Here is a 17272-nt window from a genome sequence, read left to right as displayed (position 1 = left end):
ATCTGAGTTCACGTGAAAACTCGCCGAGATAAACCTAATTGAGGATTTGGACGGGTCTGTCCCACTGGATCAGCACCACGCAGCCATCCTCGCTCCAGACAGAATGTTCGCTACCAGGTGCATTCACGATGAAGGAACCCGTGGGATACCGGCCCGTCTCGTCGGACTGGCTGCCCTCCAGCACGAGAATGGTTTCAAGCCCAACGTGAAGGTGGCGCGGCACAGATGCTCCAGCTTCATACTTCAAGAGTGCGACACCCGGCGCCTCACCCTCGAAACGCCTGATCCAGTGGATTGTCACGCCCTCGCGGAACGCTTCAAACGCCAGTTCCTTCCAACCACCGGCATGAAAGCCCGACCGTATGGTTTCAGCCATGGTTCACTCCTTCCAGGAAATCTGCGAGGTGGGCGGTCCAACCGACGATGCCGCCCTGAGCGCGGATCATTTCCAACGCAGCCTGCTTGAACTCTGGGAAGTAGCTGGCGGTCGCCTCCTCCACGAGCAGGCAGTTGAAGCCGCGGTCATTGGCTTCGCGCATGGTCGTCTGCACACAAACCTCCGTGGTGACACCTGCAAAGATGAGGTGCGTGATGCCCCTTTCCGCCAAAACCTGCGAAAGACCAGTGGCATAGAAGGCTCCCTTGCCCGGCTTTTCGATGACGATCTCACCCGGTAGCGGCGCAAGCTCCGTCACGATTTCAGTGCCCGCCTCGCCTGCAATGAGAATGCGGCCCATCGGCCCCGCATCGCCAATCCGCAAGGTTGGGTTCCCCCGGTTTCGCTTGGCGTCCGGCAAATCCGAAAGATCGGGCCTGTGACATTCCATGGTGTGAATGACGGTGAGTCCTTCCCTGCGGCAGCCTTCTATCAACCGTTTCACATCGGGCACGATGACCGAAACGCGGCTCACATCATTGCCCAGCGTTTCGCCAAAGCCGCCCGGCTCAATGAAATCCCGCTGCATGTCGATGACGATCAGCGCCGTGGACGCCGGTTCGAAACGGAAGTCGAAGGGAAGCGCCTTGATTGTGGGCATCAGCCATGTCCTGCCATGTGGGAACCGATGATGGAGATATCTGCGCCGCGTGCCGGCGTCTCGTAGACGAGCTTGCCATCCGACATCACCAGAATGCGGTCCGACATTTCCATCAACTCATCCAGATCTTCCGAGAACAGCAGAACCGCCGTGCCGCTATTGCGCGCTTTCATGATGCGGGCCCGAATTTCGGCCACCGCCGAGAAGTCCAGTCCAAAACAGGGATTGGAGACAATCAGCAGATCGACTTCGCCTGTGAGTTCGCGGGCCAGCACGGCCCGCTGCACATTGCCACCTGATAGAGAGGCAATGGGAGAGGATGGCGAGGCGGTCTTGACCTTGAAGGCAGCAATCAGCGCGTCGGCTTTTGCACGCATGGCGGCGCGATCGAGAAAAAAGCGGGGCTTGCCTGACGGATCGATATCGAAGCTGCGCAGCGAGAGATTTTCCATGACCGACATTTTCGGCGCGCAGGCGTTCTGCAACGGCTCTTCGGGAATGAAGCGGACTCGAAACTGGCGAGACTCCTTACGTGTGGCCTGATAAGGCTTTGCCTCCACCAGAATTTCACCGGTTTCTGCCTTGCGCTGACCGGCCAGCGTCTCGGCAAGCTCCTTCTGCCCGTTACCGGAAATCCCGGCGATGCCGACAATCTCTCCCGCCTTGATGCCGAGCGCTTCCACCTCGATGGTCTTCAGGCCACTGCGGTCTTTCGCGCGCAAGTCCTTCAGTTCGAGAACGGTGCGGGCGTCATTCTTGATCGGCAGGCGGCTATCCAGCTCGGCAAGCTTCACATTCCCGATCATCATGGCGGCCATATCATGCGGGTTAAGCTCGGAAGTGCTGCCGCTGCCGATATGTTTGCCGCGTCTCAACACCGATACCGCATCGGCAAACTTCATAACCTCGTGGAACTTGTGGGAGATCATGAGAACGCTCAAATCCCCCTGCTGCGTCATGCCGCGCACAAGGCCCAGCATATCATCCGCTTCGGCAGGTGTGAGAACGGAGGTCGGCTCATCCAGGATCAGAAAGCGGCGACCGAGATAAAGCTGGCGAATAATCTCCAGCTTCTGCTTTTCACCTGCCGCCAGCTCCCGTACCGGACGATCCAGCGGAATGCGAAACGGCATGGTCTGGATGAAGGCATCCAGCGCCTCACGCTCCATTTTCCAGGAGATGACGCCGGGAACATCATTGCGGCTGATGACGAGATTTTCCGCACCTGTCAGCGACGGCACCAGCGTGAAATGCTGGTAGACCATGCCGAGGCCGAGAGCTGCGGCATCCTTCGGCGAAGCAACCGAGACCTCGCGATCCTCCACCATCAATTGGCCGCTTGTCTGGCGATAGAAACCCATGATGCATTTGACGAGCGTGGATTTGCCCGCGCCATTCTCCCCCAGAAGTGCGTGAAACGAGCCTGCCTTGACCTTGATGGAGACATCATCCAGCGCCGTGAAGGAGCCGAAACGCATGGTCATGCCAACCGTTTCCAGCGAGAGTGCCTTGCCTGTTGTGGGGCCTGCCGTGATGCCTGTCATGGGTATCGATCCTTCCCTGGCCGAACGTCGGTTATGGCAGCGCCTCGATCAGCGCCTTGGAATTCGACACCGAGCCGAACACGCCGCCCTGCATCTTGACCATCTTGATCGCGGCCAGATGGTTGCCGTAATCGGTTGCGCCACAGCAATCTTCCAGCAGCAGGCATTCAAAGCCGCGGTCATTCGCCTCGCGCATGGTGGTGTGCACGCAGACATCCGTGGTGATGCCGGTCAGGATGATGTTTTCGATGCGGCGCTGATTGAGGATCAGCTCCAGATCCGTGGCGCAGAAGGATCCCTTGCCCGGCTTGTCGATGATGGTTTCACCTTCGAGGGGCTTCAGTTCGTCGATAATGTCCCAGCCCGGTTCGCCACGCACAAGAATGCGTCCGCAGGGTCCGGCATCGCCAATGCCTGCATTGATGCGCTGCGAACGCCAGCGCTTGTTGGCGGGCAGATCCGCCAGATCCGGCCTGTGGCCTTCGCGCGTGTGAATGATGTGGTAGCCCTTGTCGCGCATGGCAGCGAGCACTGCCTTGATCGGCTCGATGGGCGCACGCACCAGTGACAAATCATAGCCCATATGATCGACATAGCCGCCCGGACCGCAGAAATCCGTCTGCATGTCGATGATGATCAAGACTGTATTGTCCGGCCGCAGCTTGCCGTTATAGGGCCATGGATAGGGATCGGCAGAAACGAAGTTGGTGGCTGTGTTGGTCAGCGTGTCCATGACGATATCCCTATTCCGCTGCTGTTTTGGTGATTTCGCCAAAGCGGCGTGTGGGCTTTTCAAACCCGCATGAAGTTCCATCCGTCACTTTCACGCCGTCCTCCCAGGGCAGGCGATAGCGACCGGCGGCCAGATCGTGCATGTAGGTATAGGGGCAATCCTGCGCGCCACCGGCGACCGCCACATAGCCGCGATGACCGAACTGGTAGATGTTGTTTTCAACACCCCAACCAAGCCTTGCCTCGCGCACCAGATCGGGCCGTACTTCGGCGGTGATGATCTCATCCGGTCGTCCGCTGGTGCCATGGGCTATGATCGAGCCGTCGAAGTTGCAGATCATGCCCTCGCCCATGCTGTCGAAGGTGCCGTCAGACCCGGACATACAGACATTGGCCGTGACCATGAGATTGCAGAAGGCGTTGGACTGGTTGGTAAAACGCCAGGAGTCCCGAATGGGCGCCGTGTAGCCTGCGGTACGGATCATGATTTCCGCGCCCTTGTAGGCGCATTCTCGGGCCATTTCCGGGAACATGCCATCATGGCAGATGATGAGCGCGATCTTCGCGCCCTTCGGGCCGGTGATGACGGGAATGCCGGTATCGCCCGGCTCCCACGGCTCGACCGGAACCCAGGGGTGCATCTTGCGATAGTAGAGCTTCAACTCTCCCTGATCGTCGATAATGATGCCGGAATTATAGGGCATGCCGCCGGGATTGAGCTCCATGATGGAGAAGCAACCCCAGATATGGTGCTCCTTGCAGGCTGCCTTGAAAGCCGCGACCTCAGGCCCATCCAGCGTGCACATGATCTCGGGATTGATATCCATCGACAGGCCGTGCAGCGCATATTCCGGGAAGATGACGAGATCCATGCCCGGCTGGTTGCGTCGTGCCTTGCCCACCAGTTCGACAACGCGCTGCGTCTGCCGCGCCAAGTCTTCCTTCGTCACGGTAACGGGCAGTTGCAACTGCACCAATCCGATACCGACACCGTGTTCCGATTTGTTCAAACCGCCCAAGCCGTTCATGGCAGATCTCCAGTCACATGTTCATTTGGTCAGCGAAAGTTCCTCCGGCGCACCCGAAAGGCGCGTCGTCGGCGAAGAGGTCATGATGAGAATGATCAAGGTCAGCACGTAAGGTGCCGCATAGAAGAGGTAGTAGCCCTGCGTGATGCCGACCGATTGAAGCGCGGGACCGAGCGCGCCGGCCCCGCCGAACAGCAGCGAGGCAAACAGGCAGCCCTTGGGGTTCCAGCGGGCGAAAATGACGAGCGCAACGGCCATCAACCCTTGGCCAGACGAAATGCGTTCGTTCCATGAGCCGGGATAAAACAGCGACAGGTAGGCCCCGCCGATTGCCGCCAGTGCCCCGCCCGCAGCAGTTGCCAGCAGGCGCACCGTATTAGGGTTGATGCCCATGGCGCGCGCGGCATCGGAACTGTCACCCACCACGCGCAGAATGAGGCCAATGCGCGTGTTCTTGAGCATCCAGGCGATGGAAAATGTCAGGATGAGCCCGACAATGAACAGCACATTGATGGTGAGCGCCGCCTGCACCTGCGGCAAAGCCGACCAGCCGCCCAGCGGAATGGACGGAAGCTTTGGCGCAACCGGCTGGATGAAGGGCTTGCCGAGGAAGAAGGCAAGCCCGAGCCCGAACTGCATCATGGCAATACCGATGGCGATATCGTTCACCTTCGGGAATTTGCAGATAAAGCCATGCAGCAGGCCGAACACGGCACCGGCCATCATGGCGGCCAGCACGCCCAGCCATGCGGACTGGGTTAGAACGGCCACGGCATAAGCAGACATGGCCCCGAAAACGAGCGTTCCTTCAAGGCCAAGATTGATCCGGCCGGAGCGTTCGGTCAGGGTTTCGCCGAGGCTGACGAAAATGAACGGGGTGGATACGCGAATAGCACCTGCCAGAATGGCAAGCGGCACGCCCCAGAGCCCAAGTGCGGTCTCTTCCATCACTCGCCATCCTTTCCGGCGCGTGTCGTGCGCCACATCTCCGGGTTGAAGAGCTTGAAGCGGCCATAGAGCGTTTCGAAGAACAGCACGCTGATGAAAAGAGTGCCTTGCAGCACGAGAACCGTTGCATCCGGCAGGCCCATGCGCCGCTGGATCAAGCCGCCTGCCGCCGCCACACCGCCGAGCAAAATGGAAACCGGGATGATGGCGAGCGGGTTATGCCGTGCAAGAAACGCGACGAGAATTCCGGTGTAACCGTAACCGGCAATGATGGAGCCATTGGCGCTGCCCTGTACCGCCGCCACCTCGATCATGCCTGCGAGACCCGCGAAGGCACCGGCAAGAAAGGTGAAGCCGACGATGAGCTTGCCGACGGGCAATCCCTGGATTTGCGCGGCCCGGAGATTGCCGCCGGAAACGCGAGCAGCAAAGCCGATTGTGGTTCGCTCGATCAAGACCCAGGCGAGCACGCAGCAGACGATGCCAATGGCGAAACCCCAGTGGACATCCATGCCCCAGATCTTGCCGAACATGGCATTTGCTGGCAGCGGAAAGGTGGAAGGCTTGTTGAGGCTTGCCGGATCGCGGAGCACACCTTCGATCAGGTGGTTCATCACCGCAATGCCGATATAGGTGAGCAGAAGCGACGAGATCGTTTCGTTCACACCCCGGTAGTGCTTCAAGGCACCGGCAAAGGCGATCCACAGACCGCCAACCACGGAACCGGCAATACCCATTGCAATCCACAGCGGCCAGCCGTGCGAAACAGACAGCATGGGCACGGCGATTGCAGCGGCGCCAAGCCCACCGAGAGCCAGCGCGCCCTCCCCACCGATGACGGTAAGCCCGAGACGCGCTGGAAGCGCGACGCACAGAGCGGTCAGTAGAAAGGGTGCCGCGCGGCTGAATGCGTTTTGCAGCGAGAACCAGGTGCCGAAACCTCCCGCATAGACCAGTTGCACGAACTGGAGGGGAGACTTGCCCAGCGCCAGAAGAAAGAGGCTGAAAAGGCCCATTCCCGCCAGAATGGCGAGAAAGGTGATAGCAAGTGGCTCCAGCCTGCGCGCGAGTTCTTCCTGAAGGCGCGACAGCGTGAACCTGCGGGTGGCGGAAGCCACGGAGGATATGTCGATCTCGGCAGCCATGACTTCCGCTCCTTCAATCAGGCGACGGAGCCGATGACGCCTTCAACGAGATAGTTCATGCTTTCAAGCTCGATCGCCTGCTCGGTATAGTCCTTGCCAGCGGGCACGACGACATTGCCCTTGTTGTCCTTCAGGCCGCCCTTGAAGACCGCGAAATTGCCGCCGAGCATAGTCTTCTGCGTCGCTTCGAACTTGGCGCGCGCATCGGCGGAAACTGCCTTGCCGAGCGGGCTCATTTTCACGAAGCCGTCCTTCAGGCCGCCGCGCACGAAGTTGCCGATTGGCTTGCCTGCCTGCATCGTCTTGATGAAGTCCGTATAGACATTGCCCCAGGCCCATTCGGCACCGGTCAGATACTTGTCACCGGCCAGAGCCGACTGGTTGGCGTGATAGCCGCAGACGAAAGCGCCGCGACCGGCAGCCGTCTGGGCGACGACTTTCGGGCTATCGACGTGGCAGGTAATGACATCGGCGCCCTGATCGATGAGAGCGTTGGTGGCTTCCGCTTCCTTCACAGCCAGCGACCATTCGCCGGTAAAGATGACCTGGCAGGTGATGGACGGATCAACAGAGCGAGCACCGAGCAGGAAGGCGTTGATGTTCTGGAGAACCTGCGGAATGGGCTTGGCCGCAACGAAGCCGATCTTCTTGCTCTTCGATGCGTAACCGGCGGTGATACCGTTCAGGTATTGGCCCTGATGGATATAGCCAAAATAGGAGCCGACATTGGCCGGATGCTTTTCCTTGGTCCAGAGACCGCCGCAATGGCGGAACTGCGCATCTGGATACTTCTTCGCCATGGCCAGTACATGGGGGTCGAAATAACCGAAGGATGTCGGGAAGAGCAATTTCGCGCCATCAAGGTTGATCATGGATTCCATGGTCTTCTGGACATCCACGGTCTCGGGCACATTCTCCTCTTCCACCAGCGTGATGCCTTCGATGGATTTCAGGGCGGCTGCACCTTCGGCATGCGCCTGATTATAACCGTAGTCATCCTTGGGTCCGACGTAGATGAAGCCGATCGTCAACGGCGTCGCAGCAAAGGCTGCGGAGGAAAGCAGGCCCGGCGTGGCTGCTGCGGCGGCGCCCGCCAAGGTCGTCTGAAGAAACTGTCTGCGAGATACGGAAGGCAACTTGATCATTGGTCGTTCCCCTTTTTCAATCCGGCTTCTGCCGGCTCTAAAAAAGTGTATGCAATCCCTATGCCAGCCTGAAACAGCCGCTAAACCGGCATCAATTCCCTTGAAGGCTCAGGTTCAATGCGCAAACTGTATGCACTTTTAATTGAGGCGCTGTATTTTGAGGCAAAATTTTAGTCTGCGCAAAATTCACGCATTATCTCCAGCTGCTGTGCAGGATGGCGTTTCGCTTTAACCGAATCTCCGCTAAGCTCGGATAAGTGCATGCAGCTTGGAGAAGGTCATCGGTATTGTGAGGGAACTGGTCAGAACAGGAGACACGGTCGAACAGTTGGTCCGCGCGATCTCCGACCTCATTATCAGTGGTGATCTTCAACCTGGCGCAAAGCTTGACGAAGGTGGGCTGGCCAGCCGCTTCCAAGTCTCGCGAACGCCCGTTCGTGAAGCGCTTCGACAACTCTGCGCCATGGGGCTGGTTGAGCGTCCGCCTAACCGCAGCGCTATCGTGACCAATGTTTCCGATGATTTTCTGAGCTCGATGTTCGAGGCCATGGCTGAACTGGAGGCAATCTGCGCTAGACTTTCCGCAGAACGCATGACTACGCAGGAGCGCGAGGAGCTGGAATCTCTGCATCGCGACAGCTTCGACATCGTAAAGACCGGAGCTTCGGAAGACTACGCAGCCTTTAACACCGAGTTTCATAACCGGCTCTATTCCGGCGCCCACAACGCGCATATTCAGGAAACCGTGCTCCAGACAAGGGCACGCCTCGCACCCTTTCGTCGCGCACAGTTTCGCCTGGAGGGCCGCTTGCAGCACTCCTGGGATGAGCACGAGGGTATCGTCAGAGCCATATTGAACCGGGATGGAGCAGCGGCCTCCTGCGCCGCCTACTCCCACGTGTCGATTGTTGGGGATGCGAGCAGGACTTTCGCTTCCAGCACGGCAACGCGCAACTGATGCCACCTGCCCCGCTCCGAATCAAACATTTCAGCAATCCCTGAAGTTTAGAAAATCTCTTCTGCCTAAGGGATGGGCAACATGCTATTGCAGCGCATCGTTCCGTTGCGCAGAGATGCCAGGCATGTCGCTTTTTCATAAACTCAATCCGGCAATCGTGCCGACCAGCCCACGCGAAAAGCTTCGCGCATCGCTGGGGGCACTGACCGGCATCCTTGCGACCGGACTGGTCAGCACAATCGCCCTCCAGTCCGATGCCAGCGTTCCACTGCTTGTCGCGCCAATGGGCGCGTCCGCCGTGCTGCTTTTCGCAGCACCCGCCAGCCCTCTGGCCCAGCCTTGGTCGATCCTCGGCGGCAACCTGATCGCTGCAATCATTGGCGTGTCATGCGCGAAGTTTCTCGGCGCACCATTGCTGGCGGCTGCCATAGCCGTCTCGGCCGCAATTGCCATCATGCTGATGCTGAACTGCCTGCATCCGCCAAGCGGCGCCGTGGCCCTGACGGCTGTTCTGGGCGGTCCGGCAATCCAGAAGGCGGGCTATTGGTTCGTTCTTTCGCCAATCGCGCTCAATTCCGTCATCCTGCTCGTGATCGCTTTGCTTTTCAACAATGTGACGGGCCGGCGCTATCCGCATGCAACACCCGGCAGCCAGCCATCCCGACAGGGAACGGCAGATCCCGCGCCCTCTCATCGCATCGGTGTCGTGGCATCGGACATCGAGGCGGTGATACAGGAGCAGGATGAGTTCATCGATGTGAGCCCGGAGGATCTGGATCTCCTGTTTCACAAGGCGCAGATCCGTGCATTCGAGCGGCAGACCAGCGCAGTGACCTGCAGCGATATCATGTCTCGCGATGTGATCTTCGCAACGATGGGCCAAAGCCTGAAATCCGTCTGGCGAATTTTCATGACGCGCCATGTGAAGGCACTGCCGGTCGTGGACGCCAACGGTAAGCTCGCCGGGATCGTGGGTCTGGAAGACTTCCTCGAGAACTCCGTTCTTTCCAGTGACGGATCGCTGAAACTTGGGCTTGGCCATCGCATGCTTGCGCTGTTCAGCAAGCGGCAGCTGCCCACCAGGGTGGACGAAATCATGCAGACGCGGGTTCAATCAGCCATTCCCGGAACGCGGATCACGTCGCTGGTTTCGCCGATGGTCGACCAGGGCCTTGACCAGATGCCCGTGGTAGATGCCGACAATAGGCTTGTCGGTATCGTCAGCCAATCGGACCTGCTCGCAGCCCTGTTTCAAAGCGAACTGGACCAGATGGCCATCACTCGGCGGCGATGACCTGACGCTCAGCGATGATCCGGCGGATATCGGGACGGCAGGAACCGCAATTTGTTCCCGCCTTCAGCATCTCTCCGATGGCGTCAACCGTGTTGCATCCGGTTTGTGCCACTGCCGCGATCTCGTTAAGCCCGACATTGAAGCAGGAGCAGATGATGGCGCCCTTGTCTGGCTGATCCGCAGGTGGTCGCCCGGCGATCAAGGCAATGCGTGACCGCCTGTCATGCGTCTCCATCAACTGGCCTACTGCCCATTGACGTGACACGGCAACCGGTCGAGATGCCACGAAGAGCGCGGCCAGCAATTGCTGTGCGGCGAATGCGGCCATGCGCACGGCACCGGTCGGCTCGTCAGACAGTCCGACGATGTCTATGTTTTCGGGAAGCCGAAGTGTTCTTACGAGCCATGATTGCCAGCCATCTGTTGGCGGATGACCTGCAAGTTCCAATCGATACCCGCCGTCGCACGGCGCTATAGCCCAATAGTCGAAATCGAGCTCGAGAGGCTTTTCACGGCAGATCAGGAAGGCATGACAGGATGCCTCGAACTTCTGCATTGTAAGGGCAGCGTTCTTCAGTGCAGGCTGGCCGGAAATCGGATCGCGCTCATTGGATACCAAGGAATCGACACGCGCGCGCGCCGAATTGCTGTCGTTCCAATGCATGGGGACGAACACCGAGCCCGGAGCCTGTCGATCCGTGATCAGGGCACGGACCACGCATCTGGCGCCCGTGGTCCCTGTCAGTTCCACCAGATCCGCATCCTCCAGATCAAACTGCCGGGTATCGGAGGGGCTGATCTCTGCAAAGGGCTCGGCCATGTGCGACGAAAGGCGGGCACTTCTTCCCGTACGGGTCATGGTGTGCCACTGATCCCGGATACGTCCCGTGTTCAGAATGAGTGGAAACTCGGCGGAAGGACGATGGTCGAGATTTGCTGGAACCGCTACGAAGCGGGCACGGCCATCCGGGTGATAGAACCGACCGTTGGCGAAGAAGCGCGTCTCGTCAGGCTTGGATCCTGCTGGCTGGGGCCATTGGAAGGGTTCGAGTGCATCATACTTCTGCCGCTCCAGCGCGGCGTGAGCACCGATATCAAAATCCCGGCTGCCATCGTTTTCGAAGGCTGAAAGAGCTGCATGCTCCTGGAAGATCTCGCTGGCGTTCTGATAGGCAAATCCGGCACCGAAACCCATCCGGCAGCCCACTTGCGCCATTTGCCACCAGTCGGCTCGCGCCTCGGCAGGGGCGGCCAGAAACGGGCGCTGGCGCGAAATGCGGCGCTCGGAATTGGTAACGGTTCCGCTTTTCTCACCCCATCCGGCGGAGGGAAGCAGAACATGGGCAAGTCTTGCCGTGTCGGTACTGCCGTACATGTCCGACACAACCACAAACGGGCAGGCCTCGATGGCCGCCTTGACGAAATCGGCATTCGGCATGGAGACGACAGGATTGGTGGACATGATCCACAGCGCCTTGATCTTGCCCGCTGCCACGGCCTCGAACAGTTCTACCGCCTTCAGGCCCGGCTTTTGAGCCATTATCGGCGATGCCCAGAACCGCTGGACACGATCACGATCTGCATCATTGGCAATATCCATATGCGCGGCGAGCATATTGGATAGACCACCGACTTCCCGTCCTCCCATGGCATTAGGCTGGCCAGTCAGGGAAAAGGGTCCAGATCCCGGCTTACCGATCCTGCCTGTGGCAAGATGGCAATTGATGATGGCATTGACCTTGTTCGTTCCCACCGAAGACTGGTTCACGCCTTGGCTGTAGCAGGTGACGACCTTCCGCGTATTTGCAAACCACTGGAAGAACAGCCGCAATTGCAGGGTGGATACGCCTGTTACTTCCGCAAGTTCGCTAAGGCTGGTGTGCTGGCACGCCATCAGTGCCTCAGTAAACCCGGTCGTGTGTTGCGCCACATAAGCTTCATCCACATGGCCCTCTTGCGCAAGATGATGAAGCAGACCATTGAAAAGGGCCACATCGGCATTGCCCCTCACCGCCAGATGAAGATCTGCAATGTCACAAGTGGCGGTTCGGCGAGGATCAATCACCACGACCTTCATATGCGGGCGATTCGCCTTTGCGGCCGAAAGGCGCTGATAAAGCACCGGATGGCACCACGCCATGTTCGACCCGACGAGAACGACCAGATCTGCAAGCTCCAGATCTTCATAGGTGCCGGGAACCGTATCGGAACCGAAGGCACGCTTGTGACCCGCAACTGACGAGGCCATGCAGAGCCGCGAGTTCGTGTCTATGTTGGCAGAGCCGATGAAGCCCTTCATCAGCTTGTTGGCAACGTAGTAATCCTCGGTCAGAAGCTGGCCGGAGAGATAGAAAGCGACCGAATCCGGTCCATGGTCGCGGATGGCGGAAGAGAAGCGTTCGGCAACCAGATCAAGCGCATTATCCCAACTGACGGGCTTGCCATGGACCATCGGAGCCAGAACACGGCCTTCCATATCCAGAGTTTCCGCCAGTGCCGAGCCCTTGGAACACAGCCTGCCAAAATTGGCCGGATGATCGGGATCGCCCTTCACGCTCACCCGACCGTCATCCTCGACCTTGGCGATGACGCCGCAGCCGACGCCACAATAGGGGCAGGTGGTGCGTGTTTCAGTTGGCATGTGGTGTGCTCCATAACAGGAGAGCTTTGCCCTCTACTCTCTGGCATGCTCCTTTCGTCATGGTCGGGCTTGTCCCGACCATCTGCCAGCATTGCAACACTTGCGACCTCTGTAGATCCTCGGGACAAGCCCGAGGATGACGCGCCAAAGCACCGCCGTCGCGGTCAATCCATGCTGTCGAGAGGAGTGAACCGGCCATATTCAAGCTCTTACTCCGCCGCAACCATCATCGGCTGATCGAGAAGGATCGACAGCAGACCGTCCTCATTCCTGATTTCGAAGGTCCGCACCTCCCCCTCATCCGCACCCTGCGCCATCCCGTTTTCCAGCGAAATGACCCAGTTGTGCAACGGGCAGGTGACCGACTTGCCGTGCACAATGCCCTCCGACAGTGGTCCTGCCTTGTGCGGGCAGCGGTTTTCAATCGCGAAAACCTCGTTCTCGCTGGTGCGAAACACGGCGATGTTCATGCCCGGCGTCTTGATGCAACGTGCGCCCCGCAGCGGGATATCGTCGATATGTCCAATGGTTTTCCAGTTCATGGAATGAATCCTTTCGCAAACCAGATCACTCTGCAGCCTCGCCGTAACCGACGCTTGCCATGGGTTTGAACTCGTGCTTGTCCTTGCCCGATACGCGCTCCGACCAAGGATCGACCTGCGCGAATTGCTGGCTGAAGACGAAGCGGTCGTAATAGGCCTTGCGCCGCTCGGTATCGTGAAGGATTTGAGCGCGAACCTCGTCATGGCCCACGCGTTTCGCCCACTTGTAGATGCGTTCCAGATAGCGGCCCTGTTCGCGATACATCTGGGTCAGCGCCACGATCACCTCCAAGGCCTCATCCTCGGTCTTCACCAGACCCAGAACGTCCGTGCCCTTGATGTCGAGACCAGCGGCACCGGCAAAATGGATCTCGAAGCCGGAATCGACGCAGATGACGCCTATATCCTTGCAGGTGGCTTCAGCACAGTTTCGGGGACAGCCCGAAACGGCGAGTTTCAGCTTGGCCGGTGTCCACGAACCCCACATGAACTTTTCGATGCGGATGCCGAGGCCGGTGGAATCCTGCGTGCCGAAGCGGCACCAGTCTGAACCCACACAGGTTTTGACTGTGCGAAGACCCTTGGCATAGGCCTGACCGGAGATGAAACCGGCCTGCCCGAGATCCGCCCAGACGGCGGGGAGGTCTTCCTTCTCAATGCCAAGCAAATCGATGCGCTGGCCGCCGGTGACCTTCACCATCGGGATCTGGAACTTGTCGACCACGTCGGCAATGGCCCGCAATTCCTTCGCGTTTGTCACGCCGCCCCACATGCGGGGCACGACGGAATAGGTGCCATCCTTCTGGATATTGGCGTGAACACGCTCGTTGATATAGCGGGACTGGTAGTCGTCGGCATATTCATCCGGCCAGTCGCAAACGAGGTAATAGTTCAGCGCCGGTCGGCATTTGGCGCAGCCGCAGGAGGTTTTCCACTCCAGCTCCTGCATGACGGCGGGAATGGTTTTCAGCCCCTTGGCCTTGATCAGGCGGCGCACATCGTCATGCCCGAGCTCGGTGCAGGTGCACATGGGCGTCACGGCTGCCGGGTTATATTTGTCTCCCAGCGTCAGTGTCATCAGCTGTTCGACAAGACCTGTGCAGGACCCGCAGGAGGCGGAAGCCTTAGTGTGGGCGCGCACCTCATCCAGCGAGGTCAAGCCTTTAGCCGTGATGGTCGAGGTGATTTTTCCCTTGCAAACGCCGTTGCAGCCGCAGATTTCCGCATCATCCGGCAAGGCTGCAACGGCCGCCATAGGGTCCAGCGGAGACCCTCCCTGATAGGCCTGGCCGAAAATAAGGGTATCGCGCATCTCCGAAATATCGGTCTGCTTCTTCTTCAGGTCGTTGAACCAGGCGCCATCAGCTGTTTCACCGTAGAGCACGGTGCCGATGATACGGTTCTCCTTGATGACCAGCCGCTTGTAGATGCCAGCCGTCGCGTCGCGCAGCACGATCTCCTCCCGGTCCGGCCCTTCGGCAAAGTCACCCAGCGAATAGAGATCGATGCCGGTGACCTTGAGTTTCGTCGGTGTATCGGAATGAACGAAGGCCGGGGTCTTGTCGCCTGCAAGATGGGAGGCAGCGATACGGGCCATTTCATAAAGTGGTGCAACAAGCCCGTAGACCTGGCCGCCAACTTCCGCGCATTCGCCGAGCGCCATGATGTGACCATCCGAAGTCATCATGCCATCGTCGACGACGATCCCGCGGTTAACCGCGAGGCCTGCATCCTTTGCCAGTTGCACATTCGGACGGATGCCCACCGCCATGATGACGATGGATGCGGGAATGATCCGGCCATCCTCGAGTTCCACGGCCTCCACCTTGCCATCGCCAAGTATCGCTTTGGTATTGGCCTTGCAGAGAACATGGATGCCGCGATCCTCCAGTGCCTTCTGCAACAGATAACCGGCAGCAGGATCAAGCTGGCGCTCCATCAGGCTGGGCATGACATGCAGAACCGTCACGTTCATGCCGCGAGCCTTGAGGCCGGCAGCGGCCTCAAGGCCCAGCAGCCCGCCGCCAATCACGATGGCGTCTCCTCCCGCCTCGGCAGCAGCAAGCATGGCATCCACGTCATCCAGATCGCGATAGGCGACAACGCCTTTCAGGTCCTTGCCCGGCACCGGAATGATGAAGGGGTTGGAGCCGGTCGCAATGATCAGCCGGTCGTAGTCAGCGACCACACCCTTTTGCGAGGTCACGGTGCGCTTGGCGCGGTCGATCTCCACGATCCTGTCGCCGCGATAGAGCGTCACGCCATGGGCTTCGTACCAGGCGTCACCATGAATGATGATATCTTCATAGGTCTTTTCACCGGACAGAACCGGGGAAAGCATGATGCGGTCATAGTTCACGCGGGGTTCCGCGTTGAAGATCGTAACCTCGTAGGCACCGGGAGCCTGTTCAAACAGATGTTCCAGCATTCGGCCCGGCGCCATGCCATTGCCAATGATGACGAGTCTCTGGGTCATCTCGCTTACTCCGCCGCTTCCACGAAGCGGTGACGCTCGTAGAGGAATTTCAAAACGGCCTCACGGCACTTAAGATAGGTGCGGTCAGACGCCAGCTCGATGCGGTTGCGGGGACGGGGAATGGGAACTTCCAGCACCTCGCCGATTTTTGCTGCCGGACCATTGGTCATCATGACGATGCGGTCGGAGAGAAGAACCGCCTCGTCCACATCGTGTGTGATCATGATCATGGTATTGCCGAGGCGCGCATGGATCTCCATCACCGCATCCTGCAGATGGGCGCGGGTCAGCGCATCCAGCGCACCGAAAGGCTCATCCAGCAGCAGCACCTTCGGCTCCATGGCGAGCGCGCGGGCAATACCGACGCGCTGCTTCATGCCGCCGGAAATTTCTGCCGGACGTTTGTCCTTCGCATGCGCCATCTGCACGAGATCGAGATTGTGCATCACCCAGTCATGCTGCTCGGACTTGCTCTTCTTGCCACGAAAGACCTTGGAGACGGCAAGGTTGATGTTTTCGTAGACCGAGAGCCACGGTAGAAGCGAGTGGTTCTGGAACACGACCGCGCGCTCCGGACCGGGTGCATCGACATGCTTTCCATCCAGGAAAACGGCACCGGATGTGACGTCGATCAGTCCGGCGATGATGTTGAGGACGGTGGATTTGCCACAGCCGGAATGACCGATGATGGAAACGAACTCACCCTTGTCGACGCCGAGCGAGACCTGCTTCAGCACTTCGCTTTTGGTGCCGTTGCGCTCGAAGGTCTTGTCGATGAATTCCAGCGAGAGATAGGATTGTGCCATGGTCGTTATCCTCCTCAGGCGTTGGCAGTGCCGCGGGTGACAAGACGCCCGACGAAAGCAATGAGGCGGTCGAGCAGGAAACCGACGACGCCGACATAGACAAGGGCCACGATGATGTCGCTGATCAGCGACGAGTTCCACGCGTCCCAGATGAAGAAGCCGATACCGACGCCACCGATCAGCATTTCCGCTGCAACGATGGCAAGCCAGGAGAGGCCGATGCCTATACGCAGGCCGGTGAAGATGTAGGGCGCTGCTGCAGGCAGCATGATTTTGCCGAAATATTCGAAACCGTTGAGGCGCAGCACCTTTGCGACGTTCTGGTAATCCTGCGGAATGTTGCGGATGCCCACAGCCGTATTGATGATGACCGGCCAGATTGCTGTAATGAAGATGACGAAGATTGCGGATGGATTCCCATCCCGGAAGGCGGCTAGCGACAGAGGCAGCCAGGCAAGCGGCGGCACGGTGCGAAGGATCTGGAAGATTGGGTCCAGGCCACGCATGGCCCACTGGCTCTGACCGACGAGAACACCGAGCGCGATGCCAGCGATCGCGGCCAGGGCATAGCCCAGTGCGACACGCTGAAGGCTGGCGGCGATATGCCAGAACATCCCCTGATCAACCCCCTGCCCTACATGGAACGGATGAATGATCAGTTCCCAGCTTTCGCTGAGCACACGGCTCGGCGACGGAAGGCTTGAGGTGGGCGAGGAACAGAGGATTTCCCAGGCAAGCACCAGAAGCGCGAGCGTCAGAAGCGGCGGCAGGACAGTCGCATTCATGCGGCGAGCCTTTTCGATCACCTTCGAGGCAATCGACCGGGTCGGCTTGGCAGGGGAAAAGACCACCACCTGTGCTTTCGGGCTGACCTGCTTGCTTTCCTTGATGTTCAGTTGCGTAACGGACATGGCCGCTTTCCTTTGTTGAATTCCGAGTGCGAGGGCGCAATGCAGTCAGCGCCCTCGAAGCAGGT

Annotated in this window: 15 protein-coding genes; 2 read left to right on the top strand and 13 right to left on the bottom strand. The window is 59.1% G+C overall.

Annotated elements, in window-relative coordinates:
- Nucleotides 1-34: 34 nt before the first annotated feature.
- The 8 genes from G6N80_RS05465 to G6N80_RS05430 are packed head-to-tail and all read right to left on the bottom strand — an operon-like array spanning nt 35 to nt 7579.
- On the bottom strand, nt 35-376 hold the full coding sequence (locus G6N80_RS05465) for a cupin domain-containing protein (RefSeq protein ID WP_165131892.1): 342 nt from the start codon (nt 374-376) through the stop codon (nt 35-37).
- On the bottom strand, nt 369-1037 hold the full coding sequence (locus G6N80_RS05460) for a cysteine hydrolase family protein (protein WP_062557086.1): 669 nt from the start codon (nt 1035-1037) through the stop codon (nt 369-371). The genes G6N80_RS05465 and G6N80_RS05460 overlap by 8 nt, the downstream gene beginning before the upstream one ends.
- Nucleotides 1037-2581, bottom strand: coding sequence for an ABC transporter ATP-binding protein (locus G6N80_RS05455; RefSeq protein WP_165131889.1), 1545 nt, complete (start codon nt 2579-2581; stop codon nt 1037-1039). Before G6N80_RS05455 ends, G6N80_RS05460 begins: the two co-directional genes overlap by 1 nt.
- A 31-nt stretch (nt 2582-2612) precedes the next feature.
- Nucleotides 2613-3314, bottom strand: a complete 702-nt coding sequence (gene biuH / locus G6N80_RS05450; protein ID WP_062557088.1) for a biuret amidohydrolase — start codon at nt 3312-3314, stop codon at nt 2613-2615.
- Between the two features lie 10 nt (nt 3315-3324).
- Nucleotides 3325-4341, bottom strand: a complete 1017-nt coding sequence (locus tag G6N80_RS05445) for a formamidase (RefSeq protein WP_165131886.1) — start codon at nt 4339-4341, stop codon at nt 3325-3327.
- Between the two features lie 21 nt (nt 4342-4362).
- Nucleotides 4363-5289 carry an ABC transporter permease gene (locus G6N80_RS05440; RefSeq protein WP_165131883.1) on the bottom strand — a complete coding sequence of 309 codons (927 nt, stop codon included), beginning with the start codon at nt 5287-5289 and terminating at the stop codon, nt 4363-4365.
- On the bottom strand, nt 5289-6434 hold the full coding sequence (locus tag G6N80_RS05435; protein ID WP_165131880.1) for an ABC transporter permease: 1146 nt from the start codon (nt 6432-6434) through the stop codon (nt 5289-5291). The genes G6N80_RS05440 and G6N80_RS05435 overlap by 1 nt, the downstream gene beginning before the upstream one ends.
- A 17-nt stretch (nt 6435-6451) precedes the next feature.
- Complete coding sequence (locus G6N80_RS05430) at nt 6452-7579, bottom strand: BMP family ABC transporter substrate-binding protein (RefSeq protein ID WP_062557092.1); 1128 nt, start codon at nt 7577-7579, stop codon at nt 6452-6454.
- A gap of 268 nt (nt 7580-7847) precedes the next feature.
- Between G6N80_RS05430 and G6N80_RS05425 the strand changes: the two genes are divergently transcribed.
- Both G6N80_RS05425 and G6N80_RS05420 read left to right on the top strand, forming a co-directional pair.
- A complete protein-coding gene (locus tag G6N80_RS05425) occupies nt 7848-8537 on the top strand; it encodes a GntR family transcriptional regulator (protein WP_165131877.1) in 690 nt (229 codons plus the stop codon).
- Nucleotides 8538-8661: 124 nt separating this feature from the next.
- Complete coding sequence (locus G6N80_RS05420; protein ID WP_246251366.1) at nt 8662-9831, top strand: HPP family protein; 1170 nt, start codon at nt 8662-8664, stop codon at nt 9829-9831.
- On the opposite strand, the gene G6N80_RS05415 is transcribed toward G6N80_RS05420, so the two are convergent.
- The 5 genes from G6N80_RS05415 to ntrB form a co-directional block, all read right to left on the bottom strand.
- Nucleotides 9815-12472, bottom strand: a complete 2658-nt coding sequence (locus G6N80_RS05415; RefSeq protein WP_165131871.1) for a nitrate reductase — start codon at nt 12470-12472, stop codon at nt 9815-9817. The genes G6N80_RS05420 and G6N80_RS05415 overlap by 17 nt on opposite strands.
- Before the next feature lie 209 nt (nt 12473-12681).
- Entirely contained in the window at nt 12682-13014 is a 333-nt protein-coding gene (nirD, locus tag G6N80_RS05410; protein WP_062557096.1) for a nitrite reductase small subunit NirD, read from the bottom strand.
- A 25-nt stretch (nt 13015-13039) separates the two neighbouring features.
- Complete coding sequence (gene nirB, locus G6N80_RS05405) at nt 13040-15490, bottom strand: nitrite reductase large subunit NirB (protein WP_165131868.1); 2451 nt, start codon at nt 15488-15490, stop codon at nt 13040-13042.
- Nucleotides 15491-15495: 5 nt separating this feature from the next.
- Nucleotides 15496-16296, bottom strand: coding sequence for an ABC transporter ATP-binding protein (locus G6N80_RS05400; protein ID WP_165131865.1), 801 nt, complete (start codon nt 16294-16296; stop codon nt 15496-15498).
- Between the two features lie 14 nt (nt 16297-16310).
- Entirely contained in the window at nt 16311-17207 is an 897-nt protein-coding gene (gene ntrB, locus G6N80_RS05395; protein WP_165131862.1) for a nitrate ABC transporter permease, read from the bottom strand.
- Between the last annotated feature and the right edge of the window lie 65 nt (nt 17208-17272).

The organism is Rhizobium rhizoryzae, from assembly GCF_011046895.1.
Lineage (GTDB): Bacteria > Pseudomonadota > Alphaproteobacteria > Rhizobiales > Rhizobiaceae > Neorhizobium > Neorhizobium rhizoryzae.
This window is presented reverse-complemented; position numbering and strand designations above follow the sequence as displayed.